19 protein-coding genes and 1 pseudogene are annotated in these 19,428 nt (G+C 58.6%); 10 read left to right on the forward strand and 10 right to left on the reverse strand.

Going from position 1 to position 19,428, the window contains the following annotated elements:
* Positions 1 to 38: 38 nt before the first annotated feature.
* Positions 39 to 398, forward strand: a complete 360-nt coding sequence (locus tag HMPREF2935_RS07855) for a DUF2200 domain-containing protein (RefSeq protein WP_070732961.1) — start codon at positions 39 to 41, stop codon at positions 396 to 398.
* Here HMPREF2935_RS07855 and HMPREF2935_RS07860 read toward each other — a convergent pair.
* The 4 genes from HMPREF2935_RS07860 to HMPREF2935_RS07875 form a co-directional block, all read right to left on the reverse strand.
* Positions 379 to 1,503, reverse strand: coding sequence for an aminotransferase class I/II-fold pyridoxal phosphate-dependent enzyme (locus tag HMPREF2935_RS07860; RefSeq protein WP_070732702.1), 1,125 nt, complete (start codon positions 1,501 to 1,503; stop codon positions 379 to 381). The two genes, HMPREF2935_RS07855 and HMPREF2935_RS07860, sit on opposite strands and share 20 nt — an antisense overlap.
* Positions 1,503 to 2,141 (reverse strand): DUF3239 domain-containing protein, encoded by a 639-nt coding sequence (locus HMPREF2935_RS07865; protein WP_070732704.1) that lies wholly within the window; start codon positions 2,139 to 2,141, stop codon positions 1,503 to 1,505. The genes HMPREF2935_RS07860 and HMPREF2935_RS07865 overlap by 1 nt, the downstream gene beginning before the upstream one ends.
* A 4-nt stretch (positions 2,142 to 2,145) precedes the next feature.
* The gene (locus HMPREF2935_RS07870) at positions 2,146 to 3,777 is read right to left on the reverse strand and encodes a DNA repair helicase XPB (RefSeq protein ID WP_070732705.1); all 1,632 of its coding nucleotides are present in this window, start codon (positions 3,775 to 3,777) and stop codon (positions 2,146 to 2,148) included.
* Positions 3,778 to 3,848: 71 nt separating this feature from the next.
* Positions 3,849 to 5,933, reverse strand: coding sequence for a helicase-associated domain-containing protein (locus HMPREF2935_RS07875; protein ID WP_070732707.1), 2,085 nt, complete (start codon positions 5,931 to 5,933; stop codon positions 3,849 to 3,851).
* A 66-nt stretch (positions 5,934 to 5,999) separates the two neighbouring features.
* Here HMPREF2935_RS07875 and HMPREF2935_RS07880 point away from each other — a divergent pair, with 66 nt between their 5' ends.
* Positions 6,000 to 6,185 (forward strand): hypothetical protein, encoded by a 186-nt coding sequence (locus HMPREF2935_RS07880; protein WP_061921131.1) that lies wholly within the window; start codon positions 6,000 to 6,002, stop codon positions 6,183 to 6,185.
* A gap of 197 nt (positions 6,186 to 6,382) precedes the next feature.
* Here the strand turns inward: HMPREF2935_RS07880 and HMPREF2935_RS07885 are convergent, their stop codons facing one another.
* A complete protein-coding gene (locus tag HMPREF2935_RS07885) occupies positions 6,383 to 6,997 on the reverse strand; it encodes a resuscitation-promoting factor Rpf1 domain-containing protein (protein WP_062035627.1) in 615 nt (204 codons plus the stop codon).
* A 373-nt stretch (positions 6,998 to 7,370) separates the two neighbouring features.
* Between HMPREF2935_RS07885 and HMPREF2935_RS07890 the strand changes: the two genes are divergently transcribed.
* Positions 7,371 to 7,751, forward strand: coding sequence for a cold-shock protein (locus HMPREF2935_RS07890; protein ID WP_061921135.1), 381 nt, complete (start codon positions 7,371 to 7,373; stop codon positions 7,749 to 7,751).
* 84 nt (positions 7,752 to 7,835) lie between these two features.
* Here HMPREF2935_RS07890 and HMPREF2935_RS07895 read toward each other — a convergent pair whose 3' ends face one another.
* Positions 7,836 to 8,441: a DUF2771 domain-containing protein gene (locus tag HMPREF2935_RS07895; RefSeq protein WP_062041645.1), complete on the reverse strand. Its 606-nt coding sequence runs from the start codon at positions 8,439 to 8,441 to the stop codon at positions 7,836 to 7,838.
* Positions 8,442 to 8,452: 11 nt separating this feature from the next.
* Positions 8,453 to 9,316: pseudogene (locus tag HMPREF2935_RS13850) on the reverse strand (glutaminyl-peptide cyclotransferase).
* Between the two features lie 14 nt (positions 9,317 to 9,330).
* Between HMPREF2935_RS13850 and HMPREF2935_RS07905 the strand changes: the two are divergent.
* From HMPREF2935_RS07905 to HMPREF2935_RS07915, 3 genes are all read left to right on the forward strand, one after another.
* On the forward strand, positions 9,331 to 9,981 hold the full coding sequence (locus HMPREF2935_RS07905; protein ID WP_070732709.1) for a DUF3027 domain-containing protein: 651 nt from the start codon (positions 9,331 to 9,333) through the stop codon (positions 9,979 to 9,981).
* Positions 9,982 to 10,078: 97 nt separating this feature from the next.
* A complete protein-coding gene (locus HMPREF2935_RS07910) occupies positions 10,079 to 11,482 on the forward strand; it encodes an NCS2 family permease (protein ID WP_062041642.1) in 1,404 nt (467 codons plus the stop codon).
* Positions 11,483 to 11,487: 5 nt separating this feature from the next.
* On the forward strand, positions 11,488 to 12,300 hold the full coding sequence (locus HMPREF2935_RS07915) for a TrmH family RNA methyltransferase (RefSeq protein WP_070432596.1): 813 nt from the start codon (positions 11,488 to 11,490) through the stop codon (positions 12,298 to 12,300).
* Here HMPREF2935_RS07915 and HMPREF2935_RS07920 read toward each other — a convergent pair.
* The 3 genes from HMPREF2935_RS07920 to serC form a co-directional block, all read right to left on the reverse strand.
* Positions 12,261 to 13,088, reverse strand: coding sequence for a DUF6928 family protein (locus tag HMPREF2935_RS07920; RefSeq protein ID WP_070588202.1), 828 nt, complete (start codon positions 13,086 to 13,088; stop codon positions 12,261 to 12,263). The two genes, HMPREF2935_RS07915 and HMPREF2935_RS07920, sit on opposite strands and share 40 nt — an antisense overlap.
* Before the next feature lie 48 nt (positions 13,089 to 13,136).
* A complete protein-coding gene (sepH, locus tag HMPREF2935_RS07925) occupies positions 13,137 to 14,405 on the reverse strand; it encodes a septation protein SepH (RefSeq protein ID WP_070732711.1) in 1,269 nt (422 codons plus the stop codon).
* Between the two features lie 210 nt (positions 14,406 to 14,615).
* Entirely contained in the window at positions 14,616 to 15,746 is a 1,131-nt protein-coding gene (serC, locus tag HMPREF2935_RS07930) for a phosphoserine transaminase (RefSeq protein WP_070732713.1), read from the reverse strand.
* 154 nt (positions 15,747 to 15,900) lie between these two features.
* Here serC and HMPREF2935_RS07935 point away from each other — a divergent pair, with 154 nt between their 5' ends.
* From HMPREF2935_RS07935 to HMPREF2935_RS07950, 4 genes are all read left to right on the forward strand, one after another.
* Positions 15,901 to 17,196, forward strand: a complete 1,296-nt coding sequence (locus tag HMPREF2935_RS07935; protein ID WP_082778565.1) for a citrate synthase — start codon at positions 15,901 to 15,903, stop codon at positions 17,194 to 17,196.
* A gap of 214 nt (positions 17,197 to 17,410) precedes the next feature.
* On the forward strand, positions 17,411 to 17,767 hold the full coding sequence (locus HMPREF2935_RS07940; protein WP_061921152.1) for an FKBP-type peptidyl-prolyl cis-trans isomerase: 357 nt from the start codon (positions 17,411 to 17,413) through the stop codon (positions 17,765 to 17,767).
* Between the two features lie 128 nt (positions 17,768 to 17,895).
* The gene (locus tag HMPREF2935_RS07945; protein WP_070732714.1) at positions 17,896 to 18,738 is read left to right on the forward strand and encodes an aldo/keto reductase; all 843 of its coding nucleotides are present in this window, start codon (positions 17,896 to 17,898) and stop codon (positions 18,736 to 18,738) included.
* A 344-nt stretch (positions 18,739 to 19,082) separates the two neighbouring features.
* Positions 19,083 to 19,427 (forward strand): DUF485 domain-containing protein, encoded by a 345-nt coding sequence (locus HMPREF2935_RS07950; RefSeq protein WP_062035619.1) that lies wholly within the window; start codon positions 19,083 to 19,085, stop codon positions 19,425 to 19,427.
* Position 19,428: the final 1 nt, after the last annotated feature.

The following is a 19,428-nucleotide window of genomic DNA, read 5'->3' on the forward strand; positions in this document are numbered from 1 at the left end:
AGGCCCGATGTCTGCGCCCCAGCAGTAGGATGGAAGCCATGTCAGATACTTCTAAGCCTCGAATTTTTAGCATGCGGTGGGAGCAGATCCATTCCGCCTATATCGCCAAGGCGGAACGTAAGGACCGTACTCGCGCTGAGGTAGATGAAGTTATTTCCTGGTTCACGGGATACGATGTCCCAGGCATGGCTGCGGCAGGGGAACTTACTGTTAAGCAGTTCTTCGAGCAAGCATCAGAGATGAATCCGCATCGCTTTCTTATCAACGGCAGTATCTGCGGCGTGAACGTTCAGGAGGTGCAAGACCCAGTGATGCAGAAAATTCGCCAGCTCGACAAGTTGATTGACGAACTGGCGAAGGGTAAGGCTTTGGAGAAGATCAAGCGCTCAGACGCTTAACTGCCTCTTTGATTACGGCAGGGCGCTTACAGAACGCGAAACGGACTTTGTAGCGCCATGGTTCGGGGTTATCGGCAAAGGCAGCAAGCGGGATGGCAGCAACCCCGTGTGTCTCGGGGAGCTTTGTACAGAATTCAACTCCGTCCATGCCAGAGGAGCTCACGTCGGCGACTAAATAGTAAGTGCCTTGAGTCTCGTGGACTTGGTAGCCGGCCTTACTTAGGCCATCAACTAGGATGTCGCGGCATTCGGCCAGTTCTTCCACCATGGCTTTCTGCCAGTCCCGCTCATATACCAGTGCGTGGGCCACTGCGGCTTGGAAAGGCGTGGCAGATACAAATGTCATGAACTGCTTTGCTTTTATCACTCCGTCTAGAAGGTCTGGGTGTGCGAATGCCCAGCCCGTCTTCCAGCCGGTGGCGTTAAAGGACTTAGCCGCCGAGCCGACCTTGACCGTACGGGTTTCCATGCCCGGGATGCGCATGATGTCCACGTGCGTGGCAGAGCCGAAGGTGAGGTCCTCGTAGACCTCGTCGGAAAGCACGAGCAAGTCATGCTCCACGCAGATATCGCGGAGGCCCTCTAGTGCTGCGCGGCTAAATACTGAACCGGTGGGGTTATGCGGAGAATTGACGATCACCATCGCGGTCTTATCCGTCACAGCGGCGCGCACAGAATCGACGTCGAGGTCCCAGCTTTCTCCGGAAGGCTTGAGCGGGACGGGGACACGGGTGGCGTCGGCAAGCGCAATGGCGGCGGCATATGCGTCGTAGTAAGGCTCCAGCACAATGACCTCTTGGCCCGGCTCCACGAGTCCCAGCACGGTCGCGGTGATGGCCTCCGTTGCGCCCGCGGTGACCACGATTGCCTTGCGTGCAACGCAGTATTGGTATGCCAAGGCGTCGATAAGCTCAGGGCGCCCGCGCAGGGGAGCGTATTGATTATTTCCCGTCGCAATCTGCTCCTGCGCGATCTCCAGCATGCGCTCTGGCCCATCAGAGTCCGGGAAGCCTTGTCCCAGATTGATGGCGTCATTATCGATTGCCAGCTGGGTCATGGTGGCGAAGATGGTCTCGCCAAATTGCTGCAGACGTTTAACCGTCATTAGAGCACCAAGAGATCGTAACGGGTGGCCTTCACATCATTGAGGCGCTTGCGGGCGCGGTCGAGCTTTTGCCACTGGTCTTCTGGGATTGCCTTACGCGCCATAGTGACGACCTCAGCGTCCGGCGTGCCCCATGCAATTGGCATCGGGGTGACCTGCTGCCAGTGTTCTTTATCGCTACTGTTGCGCTGACCGGAAACTGCGGCAACCGGCAGCTTTGTGCCCACAGTCCGCTTGACACCTGGCACGGAAGTAACGGTGCGCAGGCAAGCTGCCCAACGCGGCGGAAGCCCGGGATCAACGTTGGTGTTCACTAGCGCCATCAGCACCATGTCACGTTCGTTGACCTCAGCTACCACTGCTGGTGCCAGCGGGTAGGAATCATAGAGGTGCTGTGCGGTGCCAACCTGGCGCGCGGCTGCAACGCCCACGATGGCCACGAGGATGCCGAAGAGCAACATACCGAGGCCAATGGTAAATCCCCAGTCCGCATTCACAGTCATGTAGACCGCAGCGGCACCGATGATGAGCAGCAAGCCCATGATGAGGCCGGAGTTGCGCAGACGCGCGGAATCGCGCAGGAGTTCATCGTTCTTCTTGGCGTAGGTCTCGTCGACCTGAAACTTGAAAATCTTCATCAGGTCATAAGTCTACTTCGTCGACGAGACGGTACGCGTATCCCTGTTCCGCCAAGAAGCGCTGGCGGTGGAGCGCATAGTCCGCATCCACGGAATCACGGGTGACGAGCGTGTAAAACTTTGCTTCCTTACCGTCTTCCTTCGGGCGCAAGAGGCGTCCTAGGCGCTGGGCTTCTTCCTGCCGCGAGCCGAAGGTGCCGGAGACCTGAATAGCTAGGGCAGCTTCGGGAAGATCAATGGAAAAGTTTGCCACCTTGGAGACCACGAGTGTTTGCACCTCGCCGTCGCGGAAAGCTTGGAAGAGCTTTTCACGCTTGGAGTTCGAGGTCTTGCCGTCGATTACTGGCGCGCCCAAGTGTGAGCCGAGTTCTTCCAGTTGCTCCACGTAACCGCCAATGATGAGTGCTTGCTGGCCAGCATGCTTGGCCAAAATCTTATCCACGGCACGGTGCTTTGCGCTTGACGACGCCGCGATTCGGTAGTGATCCCGCGCCTGCGCCGTGGCATAGAGCATCCGCTCCTCGGCGTCCATGTCAACGCGTACTTCGATGCACTCCGCCGTGGCGATGTAGCCGGCGGCTTCGAGCTCCTTCCACGGGGCGTCGTAGCGCTTGGGGCCGATGAGGGAGAAGACGTCTCCCTCCATCCCGTCCTCGCGGATGAGCGTGGCGGTAAGGCCCAAGCGGCGTCGCGATTGGAGATCCGAAGTCATGCGGAACACGGGAGCAGGAAGCAGGTGGACCTCGTCGTAGATGATTAGACCCCAGTCGCGGGAGTCGAAGAGCTCAAGGGCGCGGTATTCGCCCTTCGTCTTGCGGGTTACCACCTGATAGGTGGCGATTGTGATCGGTTTGATCTCTTTCTTTTCACCGGAGTATTCGCCAACCTCGTTCTCGGTCAACGAGGTACGCCGCAGCAGCTCGTTGCGCCACTGGCGTCCGGCCACTGTATTGGTAGCCAGGATCAACGTGGTGGCTTGGGCCTTGGCCATCGCCGCCGCGCCCACGATGGTCTTGCCGGCGCCACAGGGCAGCACGACCACGCCGGAGCCGCCGGACCAGAAGGATTCTGCGGCATAGGATTGGTAATCGCGCAGCGCCCAGCCTTCCTCCACCAAAGAGATGGGGTGGGACTCGCCGTCGACGTAACCGGCAAGATCCTCGGCCGGCCAGTTGGCCTTGAGCAGCTCCTGCTTGAGGCGGCCGCGCTGCGAAGGCGGCACGGCGAAGGTGTTGCCGTCGATGCGAGCGCCCAGCAGCTGGCTGACCTTCTTGTGCCGCGCGAGTTCTTCGAGGATCGGAACCTCGGCAGATTCCAAGATGAGGCCGTGCGCCGGATGCGAGTGGAGGTGCACGCGGCCGTAGCGCGACATGGTCTCCGCGACGTCGATAAGCAGCGCCTGCGGAACCGGGAAACGCGAATAACGCTCGAGCACGTCGACCACCTGCTCGGCGTCGTGGCCCGCGGCGCGGGCATTCCACAGCGCCAGCGGCGTGATGCGATAAGTGTGAACGTGCTCTGGCGCGCGCTCTAGTTCTGCAAAGGGCGAAAGCGCGATGCGGGCTGCGGCAGCGTCTTCGTGGTCGACCTCCAAGAGCACCGTCTTGTCAGATTGTACGATGAGCGGTCCGGGCATCTACTTGCTCCTTTGTGCAGGCTCGCCAATGGTAGAAAGCCAAAAGTATAGCCCCGATCGCCCTGCTGGCGCTAAGCGAGTTCCACGGCAGTGATGCGGTGCAAAGGGAAGCGGATGGTGGAACCATCGGTGCCGGTGGCATCGACCTGACCTCCGGCGACGGACAGCGGCTTTACGGTCCTGGACTTAGAATTGCCGTTCTTATCCGCATAGGTGATCTTGACGGGGCGCCCGCCGCGGGCAGCAGCGTGAAGAACGTCGAGGCTGGATTCGTCCGCTGCGGTGGGCGCGGGTGATTCGGTATCAAGCAGAGCCTTTGCGACGCTCGTCGGATCCGGGCGAGTGGGGCCAGCCTTGCGAGGTGCCGGAGTAGGTAGTGCATAGGGCTCGAGCGCCATATTCAAGGAAGCACCTGTTTCATCTTCGCCGGCGGGAGCAAGTCCGTGGGCGCGCAGTTTCTCCAGCAGCTCACCGACGCGCACTTGCGATATTGCGACGGTAGGAGCGATGCGGCGCAGTTCTGGCACCGCCCGCACCGCCATTTCGAGAAGGGCGGGATCTTCACTGCGGAGGTACGCCAGCGCAGGGCCGGAGCGCAGCGTGCCGTGGCGCCTATCGACGTCGCGGATGAGAAACTCGAGGGTCTGAGGCACCTCGCTGTGGGCGGCGAAGAAGTCGGTGATCTCTTGCGCCGTCATGCCTACGTCCAAGCCGCGGCGCAGAGTGGACTCGCTAATACGGTAGACGCTGGCTAGGCCTGGCGATTCCAAGTCCGCGAGATCTCCCAACCGGCGATGCGCGCTGGCCTCTAGCGGTCCGGGAACCAAGACCGTGAGATCGCCCTGGATGATGAAGTAGTTCACTTCTTCCGGGGTAAGGGTATGCGTGGCCGCAGGATCCAGCAGCACCTGGGTGGCTTGGCCTAGTGCAATGGCTCCGATCCATTCAGCTTCGGCAACGAGGGCATCGATGGTGGAGGACTTAGTGTGCGTTGTAAAAAGCGGGGCGCGGAAGCGCAGCTCTTCGGAAAACTCCTCTTTGCTAAGTGGGACGGAGGCGTGGGCATAGATGTCCATTACCGTGCGGCGGTGGCGGGCCAAATGCTCAGAGACGCTCTCGGCGGAAAGCAGGCGGCCTTCGGCCCAAGGTTGCCAGGTAGAGGATTGCCAGGCATCGAGGAGCAGGCTCCACTTCTCAGACAGGCCGGAATCTAGCCATTCCTGTGCGCCTTGGGTAGGCGCTAAGAAGTTGCCCTCCAAGCCCTTCGGTTCGCCGCGGCTTAGGAGACGAGCGGAAAAGCCGAGGCAAACCAGGCGGCGCAGCTCCAGCTCTGTGATACCGAGTTCCTTGGCGAGTTGGGCCTGCGGGCGAACGCCTACAGTCTTGTCTTTCAAAAGCTCGATGGGTCGAGCACCGACAAGATCGATGAGTCTTTCCAGCTCGCGAACTACTTGCAGCCCAGCGGCGGCGCCTGCTTCCCCCGTCTTCTTCTCTAGTGGCGGGGTGCCGGCACGGCCGCTTGGGCGCAGCGGAATGAGCTCGGGGCTGTGTCCCTCTAGCGCGCGACGGGCGGCGCGCGGCAGGCGCACGGTGCGGGAATCGACGCGGGTGAGAATGCCCTTGGCTAAAAGGCGGGGGATTGGGCGCGTGGGATCAGCATCGGGAGCTGCGTCGCGAGTAGCGCCCACTCCGCCAGAGGCGGCCAGGGTTTGCAGAATCCGTGCCTCATCCTCGGGCAGTGCCGCGATCTCCTCGGGGTTGGTGGTGCTCTGATGCAGCAGCGACCACCCGGTGGGAAGCGCCTGCATGAGCCCTGGGGCAAGGCATACGCCCTGTGCTTCCACTTCGAATGCGAGGCCCCGCTCGAGCAGCCGTGCGGTTGGCTCTGGGGCCAAAATCTCTACGGGTTCCAGTTCGCCGCCCCGCAAAGCGATGTCCTCGGCAGTAGCAAGCAACTCGGCATCGCACTGCGCGAGTGCGCGCGCTAGGGAAGTGGTCAGGCTAAGGCGCGTTGCCAACGGGGCGATTCCCGGGGGTAGCGGTGAGAGCACATCGCTGCGATAGCCAAGCAGCGTCGAAAGCTGCTCTTGGTCAAGATCTGCAAGCCACGTGCGGAATTGGACCGTCGCGGAGGAAGTGCTGTGAGGTGGGGTCATGGTGGCGAATAAGTTTAGTGGGTTATTGAGTTACTTTTTGGGCCGGGGTTTGGAATAATAAGGCCTATGTCGAATAAGAAGAATGGCTTCGTATCCCCGGCTTGGCCGAAGAATGAAAATCGCGAGCACGCAATTACCGAAATCTACGCGCCGTTCGCTGGTGCATCCAGCCCGTTCGGTGACGATCTGATCCTGCCAATGCCGGCGGAGAAGCTCAACTACGTGCACCCATACACCCGCGTTAACCGCTAAAAGCTCTTACTTAGAAGAAAAGCTTTTAGCCTAACGCAGGCCTAGCCCCACCGCGCGCCCTTCAGCGGCCGCCTTGTGGTGGGGCCATTTTTCGTACGCTAAGAAAGCCAAAAGCTCCCAGCCAGAAGGAACTGGAAAGTTCCACCTAGAGCTGGGAGCTTTAAACGCGAATCTGCGCAGCTTTAGTTTGAAAAGCCTTAGAGGTTTTCGATGAGCTGAGCGATCGGATCGATGAACTGGCGGTTCGCGGAGTAGAACGCGTCGAAGTTGTGGCGGTTTGCCTTGTACTGGTTTGCAAACTCAGCCGGGATAGCCAGGCCGTACTTAGCTGCGGTGTCCTCGACCATCTTGTAGAGAGCGTCAACAGCCAGCTCGTCGGAAGGCTGTGCAGCTGCCTGCTGAACTGGAGCCGGTGCTGGAGCCGGAGCCGGAGCGGCGTCACGCGGGGTTGGCGCGGAGTTCAGGCCCAAGGAAGCGGAGCAAGCGGGCCATGCGCCCCAGCCCTGGGAAGCCAGGATCTTTTCAGCGACAGCGATCTGCTGCTCGCGAGTTGCCTGGTTTGCGGTCGGTGCGTACTGACCGCCACCGAATGCGGACCAGGTCTGGCCGGAGAACTGCAGACCGCCGTAGTAGCCGTTGCCGGTGTTGATTGCCCAGTTTCCGCCGGACTCACACTGTGCGAGGCGGTCCCAGTCGGAATCCGGAGCAGCGGATGCGGTCGGTGCCATGATGGCTGCAGCGGCGCCGACGGCGACGGTGGAAGCTGCGAACTTGGTAGCGAACGAGTTGTTCTTAGCGGAGTGGCGTCCCATTAAAAGTATTCCTCTTCTCTAGATTTCTCGCGCCCACGTTGTGCTCAGTCCGGCAAAAGTAATTGCTTTAAAGTTGTCTTGCACAAATATCGGCCGCCACGGGGAAGCCCGGACTGCGTGTGGGGGCGAGACTTCCTCGCTGGCGGCCAAGTGCCTTCCTCAAACAGTAACGGTTTATAACGAAATAGTCACGTAGCTGACTCGGTATGGCGTCTTTCCTCTGAGAGCGCATCGCATTTCCGCAGGTCGTGACGAAAATGTGAATTAGATCACCGATGTAACGTGTGTTGTTTATGTGACAGCAACTTTAATTGCTGTGTTATAGGAGTTAGAATAATTCTCTTTATTCCCGAGTAAGAAAGCGAGTAGGGGCGTGCCAATCGGCAAAGTTAAGTGGTTTGATGCTGACAAGGGCTTCGGCTTTGTGAGCAACCCCGGCGATGAGGATGTCTACGTCGGCCGCAACGTGCTGCCCGAGGGCGTCGACGAGCTGGTCCAAGGCCAGCGGATCGACTTTGATTTCGCGGCAGGCCGCCGCGGTCCACAGGCACTGCGTGTCAAGGTCTTGGACAAGCCGCGCCGCCGTACTCCTTCCCGTAAGCCGGACGAGCTGTCGAGCATGCTCTCCGATGTAATGACGCTGCTGGAAACCCAGGTGCAGCCGGTGCTGGCGCAGGGGCGCTACCCAGAGCGCAAGACTGGCCGTCAGGTCGCTGAAATCCTGCGTGCCATCGCCAAGGATTTGGATAGCTAAAAATCAAGCAAAAGCGCGAGCCCAACTTCGTCTCCCCTTGTAGGAATCTAGAAGTTGGGCTCGCGCTTTTTTTGCAGGCTGCGTTTATTTGGAAGCAGCCTTGCTCGGCTCGGTGGACTTATCAGGTGCAGCGGTCTTTGTGGCCTCGGCAAGCTCCTTGTCAGACATCGTGGAAAGGGACCACACGGTGCTAAACGGAGCCTCCTCGCCCTTGCCATCGGTGCCAATCATCAGCGAGGAAATCTCGACCACCATCAGGCGCGGACGCTTGCCTGTAGAAGCCTTGATGGGGTCAACAGAACCCGGAACGTCCACGGTGGAAGAATCGCCGGCGCCGTGAATCTGCTCGTCGTTAGCCGCCGGGTCATCGTAGATGGAAAGGATGCGCCACTCGTGGTTGGAGATCTCTTCTGGGATCTCTAGATGCAGGGTGTCATCCTTGCCCACGGTGAGGTTTGGAGCCTCGCCCTCAGGGCATTCGGTGCCCAGCTCGCAGACCATATAAGGTGCAACGTCGAGACTCTTCTCACCCACGCTGGCCTTGACGGTGATGTCCTGCGGCTCAGGACCTGGGCGGCTATTCCACCAATTCTGGAATAAGACCACGGAGACCACAATGACTGCCACGGCGATAATCAGCGCCAAAAGCTGCAGCAGTGACTTCTTCCTTGCTTCCTTACGGGTTGCCATGGCAAAGAATCCTACTCGAAGGTCACGCGATACAAATCAACCCACCGCTTACCAGTAATCCAGAATTCTTCCGTTCCTGGAATATGGGCGATGCCATTGAGTACATCGTTTTGGGTTTGCGGCCCAGATTTATTCAGTCCTGCAGCATCAATAACCGCGGTGACCTCGCCGCTTGTGGGATCAATGCGCAAAATATCCTCGCTCATCCACACATTCGCAAAGACCTGGCCGTCCACGCACTCCAACTCATTAATCTCTTCTACCGCCTGGCCCTCCAGGGTAACGGGGGTCCGCGGTGCAGTCTCTTCGAAAGTTTGGGCATCAAGATGTCGCAGCTCGTTGCTTCCATCAGACATGATGAGCTCAGATTTATCCTAGCCCGTGGCACACAATCCCCAGCCCTCGCCTTCATAGTGAGCGCGGCCGGTCTCTTCTAAGGTCACGGGATCCCGCTTGATGGCCTCGCCCGCCTTCCACGTCAACTGCCAAATCGCATCCTGGGTTTGCGTGATGCCCTCACCGAACAAAGAAGGAGGTAGTGACACTTCCTGCTCGGGTGCCTTCGCGCCGGGTTCCAGGCGCAGTAACCGGGATTGCCCGTATAGTCCTGTTCCCACCAACAGCATGCCCTCGGGATCAACTTCGAGGCCCTGGGTAAAAGAATCGGGGAGCATGGCAGTGTGCTCCTTGATGGAAACGGATAGACGCTCAACTTTGCGTGGCACGTTTGTTCTTTCTTGAGCCGGCGAATCGCCCTCTGAACTGCTGCAACCGGCAAGCAGGCCGATTGCGCTAAGCGCGCTTAAAACGGCGGTGGAAGTCAAAGCGAGAGAAGATTTAGAAGAACCCATGGAAGTCATTGTGCACGATGTCATGGATAATGTAGTGCGTGACTAAGCAGAATGAGCCAACGAACCCACGTCTTAACAAGACCGCCGTGCGCATCGCTCGCGCTGCAGTGGAAGAAGTAGGAGAGGGCGGCGTCGGCAAGCACCGCGGAGTCACAGGGCTAGGCCGAAACGTCGCAACCCATCGCTTTGAAGCAGATATGCCAGGCTACCCAGGCTGGGAATGGCAAGCGGTTGTGGCCTGCGCGGAGGGCTCGCGTTTTATCACCGTTAACGAGGTAGCGCTGGTGCCGGGGCAACAGGCACTGCAAGCCCCGGAGTGGGTGCCGTATAACGAGCGCGTGCGTCCGGGGGATTTGGGCCCGGGCGATCTGATGCCGCCTGCGCCTTACGACGAACGCTTGGAAGACGGCAAGCTTTCCGCAAAAGGCTTAGACGAGGCGAAAAAGAGGTGGCGCACTGGCTCCTTTGGCCCTAATACCGAGATGGCCGCGCAAGCGCCGCTGCAGTGTAAGACCTGTGCTTTCTATTTGGAGCTGATGAATAATTTTGGTGTGTGCGCTAACGAATTTTCGGCCGATGGCCGTGTAGTGCACGCAAGTTACGGATGCGGCGCGCATTCGGAGACAAAAATCCGGGAAGAAGGATCCGTGACCGAAACCGCTTTTGATGACGAAAAACCTATCTACTAGCGCTTTCGTGGTTTGCTTTCTGGAGTCGCAAATACTTTACTAAGGCCAGTAAAACTCAATCCTCCTGGCACTAGGTAAAGGGGCTGTCTCAAAAGCGATGAACGCTGCTCTCGATCGTTATTTCAAAATCTCTGAACGCGGTTCCACAATCGGAACTGAGGTTCGCGCCGGCGTGGTCTCGTTCTTCGCGATGGCCTACATCATTCTTCTCAACCCGCTCATCCTCGGCACCTCGCCCGATGCTGCGGGCCATACCTTGGGCATTCCGCAGGTCGCCGCAGCTACCGCGTTAATCGCCGGCATCATGACCATTGCCTTCGGCGCGATTGCGCGCTATCCATTCGCCATGGCGGCGGGCCTGGGTATGAATACCTTTGTTGCCGTCACCATGGTCTCCACAAAGGGCTTGGAGTGGAAAGACGCCATGGGTCTGGTGGTACTCGAAGGCATCATCATTGTCTTGCTCGCCATCTCGGGCTTCCGTCAAGCGGTCTTCGATGCCATTCCGGCCTCGATGAAGGCTGCGATGGGCGTGGGAATCGGCATGTTCATCGCCATCATCGGCTTCGTTGATGGCGGTTTTGTAACGCGTGTCCCCGATGCAGCGCACACCACGGTTCCGGTGGGCCTTGGCATCAATGGCTCTGTTTCCACCTGGCCGGCGTTCGTCTTCGTCCTAGGCCTTTTGCTTTGTTCCTTCATGGTTATCCGCAAGGTCCGCGGCGGCCTGTTCCTGGGCATCGTCATCACCACCGTCATCGCAATGATTCTGCAGGCCATCTTCGGCTCTGAGGACTGGGGCATGGCAACACCAGAGATTCCTGGTTCCTTCGGCGGTCTGCCGGATCTGTCCATCGTGGGCGAGGTCAGCCTCGTGGGTGCTTTTACCAAGCTCGGCGTCGTGGCCACCGTACTTCTTATCTTCACCCTGCTGCTGACGAACTTCTTCGACGCCATGGGCACCATGAATGGCTTGGGCAAGCAGGCGGGTCTGGTCGATGAGAATGACAACCTGCCAGACATGCGCACCGCACTGGTGGTAGAAGGCGCCGGCGCCATCGCCGGCGGTCTGGGCTCGGTTTCCTCCAACACCGTCTTTGCGGATTCCGCAGCCGGCATTGGCGACGGCGCGAAGACCGGCCTGGCCAACATCACTACGGGTGTCATCTTCCTGCTCGCGATGTTTTTGACTCCGCTCTATGAGATCGTTCCTATCGAAGCGGCCGCTCCGGTTTTGGTCATCGTCGGCGTAATGATGGCAAGCCAGCTCAAGGACATCGAATGGACCAAGATGGAAGTTGCCATCCCGGCCTTCCTCACCATCGTGGTCATGCCGTTTACCTACTCCATTGCAAACGGCATCGGCGTGGGCTTCATCGCCTTCGCCCTGATGTCTGCGTTTGCCGGTAAGGCAAAGCAGGTGCACTGGCTCATGTGGCTCATCGCCGCGCTCTTCGTGGTCTACTTCGGCATGGCTCCGCTGACCAACGCGCTAAGCTAGCGTGCATGCGTGAAGTAATTGCTGACCCTTTAGACCCTCGCCTTGATGACGTCCGTGACTTGAATAAGTCGGACAAGAAAGGCGAGGGGCTTGTCATTGCCGAAGGTCATCTGGTGGTCTCCCGCCTGGCTGACTCGCGTTTCCCGCTGCGCTGCGTCGTAGGTTTTGGCGCAAAGCTGGATGCCTACGTGGAAGAGTATGGGGATCCAGGTTGCCCGATGTACGAGGTCTCGCGAGAAACTCTCGCGGCCGTCGCCGGCTTTGATATGCACCGTGGGCTGGTGGCTGCCGCAGACCGCGCGCCAGAGCCGAGCTTGGATGAGATCTTGAAGACGGCAAGCACCGTGGTGGTGCTTGAGGGCGTGGGTGACCACGAAAATATCGGCGCCATCTTCCGCAATGCGGCGGGCATGGACGTTGACGCCGTGCTGTTGGGCTCGGGCGCAGCAGACCCGCTCTATCGTCGCTCGGTGCGCGTTTCCATGGGCCATGTGCTGCGTTTGCCTTTTGCCCATCTGGACGGCGGATACACCACGTGGCAGCGTTCTCTGCAGGCGCTTCGCGACGCCGACTTCCGCCTCGTTTCCTTGACCCCGCACCCAGAAGCCGTTCATCTCGCGGAGGCGCTCAGGGGCGCAACTAAGGCTGCTCTGCTCGTGGGCGCAGAAGGCCCCGGCCTTACCGAACATGCGATGAAGGCCACCGATGTGCGCGCACGCATACCGATGGCCCCAGGTACAGATTCGCTCAACGTGGCTACCTCAGCGGCCATCGCTTTTTATGAGCGCCAGCGCTCCCGAATTGACTTCGAGGTCTGACGCACGTAGCTGCTGATTAGCCCGCCGAGGCGTTTGGCGGTTTCGAGGATTTCCTCGCCAGTGGACTCTGGTTCTTGGTCGTGGGCCTCGTAATCGTCGTAGTCGTTGAAGCCGAGCTTGGACACGGAAGCAGAGGCGATGGTGCCGAGGCTGCGCTCCGGCTTCTTTGGCGCGACCTTGGGCTCGGGCCGTCCGTCGGTGGCATAACCCACGACGTCGAGGTCGGGGCCTTGGTCATTTACTTCCACGCCGAGCCAATAAGACTGCGCTGCTTCGGTGATGCCCTGTGGTTCGAAAGGCAGAGAGATACCGCCGACCGGTTCGTATTTTTCGCCGGCCCAGAACGGCGCCTCAAAGGGCTCTGGTAGGCCGGAGTCTTCCTGCAGGTTAAAGCGCGTACCGCACAGGCAGCGCTTGAGCTCACCGGCCGTCCAGTGCGCAAAACCGGCATAGCCGGTGCTTTCCTGCGAGACGAAGGCATAGATTTCGAGCGCGGGAACCGCCTTCAAGAGTTGCTCTGGAAGGCGCGAGAGCACCATGGATTCTTCCTCGATGACCGTCTGAACCACGGTAACGCCAGGGTATCCGCCGATGTAGTACTCGCTATCGCCAGCCTGGGCAGAGCGATTGAGAGGAAATTGCCCGATGGGGGTTACGGGCAGGTTGGGATTGAGTTGTGCCAAGAATTTCCGGCCAAAGCCGCGATCGGCCTTTGGCTCCTCCCGCAGCACAGCAGCGGGATCTTCGACAGTGACGTACCAGAGAGTGAGAACAGGTTTAGGGTTCACGGTAAAAACTCGCTTAATTACTTTTCTTGGCTGTCAATCCACTCGCGTTCACTCGCGCGGACGCTTGGTGTTAGAGCGCACCCCGAGCAGGACATCTTCCCAGTGCGGGGTTGTAGCGCGGCGACGGCGGCTCTTTGGCTTTGGCTCCGGCGAAGGGTTCTGCAGGAACTCTTCATCGGTGCTTTCTGCCTTCGACTTATCCGACGCAGATTCGGTAGCTGTGGAGGCCTTTGAACCAGAAGCCTGAGTTTCAGCGGCGCCAGCAGGGCGGGCCGCGCCGGTAGCGCCGGAGTCTGCATCGGCGGAGTCCGCTTCGACATCAGCAGGTTGCGGATCCGGTACGACCGTCGGGGCAGTGAAGTCGGTGATATTGGTGACTGCGCTCGGCGTCTCGCCGTCTATGGCTTTGTCATAGCGCTCGCCGCGGCCGACGGAGGTCAGGGAACGCACTGGCTGTACGAAGTCAGGGTCGGTGAGATCGGCGGCAACGGAGTTACGGGCCTCCACGGTAGCCGGCGAGGACATGGACTGCTTGAAGGTCCACTCCGCCTCGTTCTCAGACAAGCCAGCCTTCCACGTGATGCGAAGGATCCACGGTTCGCCCTGATGGCGGTAGGCATCCCAGTTCGACTCCGAGAGGGAGTGGCCGCGTGCGGCAAAGGCCGTGGCGAGAATCTCCCAGAGAGTCAGCTTGGCCGGGCCGTCTTCGCGGATGGGGTGGGCCTGCTTGGCGACGTCGGCAATGCGGGCGCGCTCCAGCAGTACCGGGTGTGCGAAAGGCTCGATGCGGGATTCGGGGGCGCCAATTTCCTCGGCGATCTCTGCGGCAGATGCGCCAGCGCGGATGCGGGCCTGAATTTCCGCCGGGCGCAGGCTGATTGCGTGCGGGCGGGAGTCGCCGTGGTCACGCATGCCAGAGCGCGGCTGCGAAATAGGCGCCGGAGTGGTTGTGGTCAGCTGTGGCGCAGCGGGCGCAGTGGAGTCAGTGGACTCAGCCGCGGTGGATGCCGCGTTGTCATCCTTCTTTGCTTCCGCGACGCGCTGTTCGTGTTCGCCAGCGGAGGCGGTGCTTGCAGCCGAGTCTGCGTCGCTGGATGCTACAGAATTCACAGAATCTGCAGTATCCGTAGAGTCATCTGCTTCCGCCGCGAACGGGAGCCTGGAGACATTGCCCCATGCGTCATCCTCTGACTTAGGTGCGCCTAGAATCTCGCGGAGATCGTCGGTGACGGCCAGGAAAAACTCTTCGCCTTCTTCGGTTTCCATGACCAAAGAAGTAGTGGTTGAGTCGCTTTTTGCGAGGAAGAGCTCGCGCATTGAGGGGCGCTCCTTTTGCTTGTCGACGGATTCGGACAACGGATTTGGATACTGACAGTTTATTTAAAACCGCATCTAGGCATTGCGACTAGTGCAATCGATTCACACCCCAACGGGGCGCGTGTGATGAAATCCACTTTAACCCAGAAAAGCCCCGCGCCTTATGAAGAACGCAGGGCATGTTGGCTGGAAAAGCCCTGTCAGTTGCTCTTAGCGCCTATCCAGAAGGTAGTCGATTGCTTGCGTGAGCTTGGCGACGTCGTCTGGCTCAATCGCGGGGAACATACCAATTCGCAGTTGGTTGCGCCCCAGCTTGCGATAAGGCTCGACATCCACGATGCCGTTCGCTCGCAAGGCCTTGGCTAAGGCCGTAGCATCCACGGTCTCGTCAAAGTCGATGGTTGCCACGACTAACGAGCGGCCAGCGGGCTCGGCGACGAAAGGCTTGGCCTCTTTTCGCGATGCGGCCCAGTCATAAACAATGGTGGAGGAAGCGGTGGTGCGCGTAACCATACCGTCGAGCCCGCCGTTGTCGTTCATCCAGCGGACCTGATTTTCCAGCATCAGAAGAGTAGACACGGCTGGAGTGTTATAGGTCTGGTTCTTGCGCGAGTTATCCACGGCGGTCTGCAGGTTCAGGAAAGCCGGGATATAACGTTGTGCAGCATTAAGCTTTGCGATGCGTTCAATCGCAGCAGGGGAGACCGCCGCGAGCCAGAGCCCACCTTCGGATGCGAAGCACTTCTGCGGCGAGAAATAGTAGACGTCAGCCTCGTCCATCGTGACGGGCAATCCGCCAGCGCCCGACGTCGCATCGATGACAACGAGTTGCTCCGGATTATTTGGCTGTGGGCGCAGCACCTCAACCATCGCGCCCGTCGAGGTCTCATTGTGTGCCCACGCCACAACGTCCGCATCGCCGAAATCCACCGTGCGCGGGTCGGGAGCGGTGCCGGCGGGGAAGTCGTAAACGATGGGCGCTGTGAGCCACGGTGCACCAATACTTGCCTTGGCAAACTTCGAAGAGAACTCTCCGTAGGTCAAATGCGCGGACTTATTTTCGATGAGGCCGAACGTCGCGGCGTCCCAAAAGGCGGTGGCGCCGCCGGCCGAAAGGATAATCTCATAGCCGTCTGGAAGCTTGAATAGTTCTCGCAATCCCTCACGAATCGAACCCACCACGTTTTTCACGGCGGGCTGGCGATGAGAAGTGCCGATTATGGATTTAGCCCCCGCAGTAATTGCCTCAATTTGGGCGGGGCGTACCTTGGAAGGGCCGCATCCGAAGCGACCGTCCGTAGGGAGTAGATCTGCAGGTAAAGTTGGTTCTGTGTGGAGCATGAGGCACAGTCTAACCTAATTTCGGTCATCCTATTGGTAAACGTTAAAAGTTTAGGATGTTGGCAGCGTCACAAATTTTGATAAAGTGTGAAGAGATTTAAAACGTAATGCCGGTTTGGAGCCGGTGTTTTAAGTGTTGAGAAAGGATCAACAAGTGGCTTCTGAAGACAACAAGGTTGTTCTCCACTACCCAGGTGGCGAGTACGAGATGGATATCAAGCAGTCCACCGAAGGTGACTCTGGCTTTGATATTGGCAAGCTTCGCAATGAGACTGGCCTCGTAACCTTTGACCCCGGCTACGCCGCTACCGGCTCCACCGAGTCCAAGATCACCTTCATTAACGGTGAGGAAGGCATCCTGCGCCACCGCGGCTACGACATCGCGGATCTGGCAAACAACGCCACCTTCAACGAGGTTTCCTACCTCCTTATCAAGGGCGAGCTGCCAAACCAGGAGCAGCTGAGCGCTTTTAACGATGAAATTCGCCACCACACCCTGCTGGATGAGGACTTCAAGGCGCAGTTCAACATCTTCCCGCGCAATGCGCACCCGATGGCGGTTCTGGCATCCTCCGTTAACATTCTCTCCACCTACTATCAGGACCAGCTCAACCCGTTGGATGAGGAGCAGCTGGACAAGGCAACCGTCCGCCTGCTGGCTAAGGTTCCGATGCTGGCTGCATACGCTTACCGCGCGTCCCAGGGCAAGCCTTACATGTACCCGGACAACAACCTGAACGCACGCGAGAACTTCCTGCGCATGATGTTCGGTTACCCAACCGAGGAGTACAACGTCGACCCAGTCGTCGCAAAGGCTCTGGACAAGCTGCTCATCCTGCACGCAGACCACGAGCAGAACTGCTCCACCTCTACCGTCCGCATGATCGGTTCCGCACAGGCAAACCTCTTCGTTGCTATCGCCGGCGGTATCAACGCTCTGTCCGGCCCGCTACACGGTGGCGCAAACCAGGCCGTTCTCGAGATGCTCGATGAAATCCAGAAGAACAACGGCGGCGACGCAACTGACTTCATGAACCGCGTGAAGAACAAGGAAAAGGGCGTCCGTCTGATGGGCTTCGGCCACCGCGTGTACAAGAACTACGACCCACGCGCAGCCATCGTCAAGGAGACCGCACACGAGATTCTCGAGCACCTCGGCGGCGACCCAATGCTGGATCTGGCAATGGAGCTCGAGAAGATCGCTCTCGAGGACGAGTACTTCGTTTCCCGCAAGCTGTACCCGAACGTCGACTTCTACACCGGCCTCATCTACCGCGCCATGGGCTTCCCAACGGACTTCTTCACCGTCCTGTTTGCCATCGGCCGCCTGCCAGGCTGGATCGCTCAGTACCGCGAGCAGCTGGAGCTGAACACCAAGATCAACCGTCCGCGTCAGATTTACACCGGCGAGACCTTGCGCACCGTTTCCCCGCGCGCTGAGCGTGCATAATAGGCCCTTTGAATTGCATGGCTTTAGTCACGAAATGATGACAAATCAAGTCATTGCGTAGACCAAATAAAGCCGAATCGCAGATGAACCCTTATACTGGGAACACTGCGATTCGGCTTTTTGTCGTTCGTGCAGGCCTAGTTCTCGGCCTAAAAGCGGGACAACTAGGCGCCGAATCGATATCACAAACGTTTCCCAAGGAGGATTTTCCCCAATGGATAAGCCCGTAATTGAGGCTCATACTGAGCCGGCCCCGACTGAGCTAGTTATCGAGGACATCATCGTCGGCGACGGCGCAGAGGCACAGCCGGGTGGCTTTGTTGAGGTTCACTACGTGGGCGTCTCGTATGAGGACAACCAGGAATTCGACTCTTCCTGGGGTCGCGGACAGTCCATCGAGTTTCCGCTGACTGGCCTCATTGCAGGTTGGCAGGAAGGTATCCCGGGCATGAAGGTGGGCGGCCGTCGTAAGCTCATCATCCCTCCGGAGAAGGCATACGGCCCAGCTGGCGGAGCGCATCCACTTGCTGGACGCACCTTGGTCTTCGTTATCGACCTGCTGCGTGCGTAAATAACGTTTCTTTTGGCTCCACCTTTTGCCCCCGTATTGCTAGGGCAGAAGGTGGAGTTTCTTTTTGTGGGCACAAGAACTTGAATTTTTCGGCGTCACGCGTGGCGAAACTCGTGCACAATGGAACCATGAGTGTCCCATTTATCTCTTTTAATGATGATCGCGAGATGCCACAGCTTGGTCTGGGCACCTACAAGATGACGGGTCAGGAATGTATCACGGCAGTACGTGAAGCCATCGAGCTCGGCTACCGCCATTTCGATACTGCCACCTTGTATGAGAACGAGGCAGAGCTAGGCCAGGCCCTAAATGATGCGATGCGCGCCGGTGACGTCACCCGTGATGAGCTCTTCATCACCTCCAAGGTCTGGCATGACAGCCACGGGGCGAAGGGGGCAGACGCAGCATTTACTGAATCGCTGAAGAAGCTGCAGCTGGACTACCTAGACCTCTACCTGATCCACTGGCCGTGGCCACAGGCTGGACTCTATGTGGAGACCTTTGAGGAGATGGCTCGTCTGCAGGGCATGGGGCAGATCGCTTCCATCGGCGTGGCTAACTTCTACGAGGAAACGCTGCAGGAGATCATCGCGCGAACGGGTATCGTTCCAGTGTTGAACCAGGTGGAGCTGCATCCGGGGTTTACCCAGCCGGAGTTGCGAGAATTCCATGATGAACATGGCATTGTTACAGAGGCATGGTCGCCGCTGGCGAGGGGAGAGGTCCTTAACAATGCGGAGATCAAGAATGTGGCGCAGCGCCTTGAGGCAACCCCGGGACAGGTAGTAATCGCCTATCTTCTAGCCAAGGGGATTTCCGTAATCCCGAAATCCACCAAGCGTGAGCGCCTAGAGGAGAACTTGGCGGCCGCGCAGCTGGAGCTTAGCCACGATGACATTGCGGCAATCGATGCCCTCGATAACGGCGCGGCTGGGCGCTTGTACAAGGACCCGCGTGAGTTTCCGGGCTAAACGCTAAAGGCGGCCTTTCGGCCCTCAGAAAACGGCCTAGAGGCGGCAGGGAACGGCGTTGTTCTCTGCCGCCTTTTCTTGCCATATGGCCTTTCGCAATGTTTGCAAACTCGAGCGTTGAAAGATATGGGGGTACTTTTCACGCTTTAAAAAGTGCAGTAAGCAATGGGGTTAGGGGGTAGCTAAGGCTTGCTAATCAAAAATCGATTGGCAAGCTTTACAACCTCGCAATGTGAATTGGGTAACTTACTCGTAAGGCGAAACGTGATTCATCACACTATCTCTATCTCGTGTGGTTCATTAATCACTTTCGTGTGGAATCTTAAGAACCCAAGGAGAGCGACATGACTAGCGCACCTACCTCGATGCTCGAGCGCCGCGAACCGACAGCGCAGGACTTCATCGAGATGCGCGATAGCCCGCAGTTTAAGCAGTTACGCGGTGCATATCGTAACTTCACTTTCCCGATGACCATTGCCTTCTTCCTGTGGTACGTCATCTACGTGTTGGCTGCCGTCTTTGCGCCTGGATTCATGGGCACCGAAATTGGCGGTGGGTGGAACGTGGGGCTCGTATTCGGGCTCGCCCAATTTGTCACCACGTTCGCGATTACGTGGATCTACGTCAAGTACGCCAACAAGAAAATTGAGCCGCGTTCAGCAGCTATTCGTGAGGCATTGGAGGGATAGA

This window comes from Corynebacterium sp. HMSC076D02 (genome assembly GCF_001813815.1).
In the GTDB taxonomy this organism is placed as follows: Bacteria; Actinomycetota; Actinomycetes; order Mycobacteriales; family Mycobacteriaceae; genus Corynebacterium; species Corynebacterium simulans.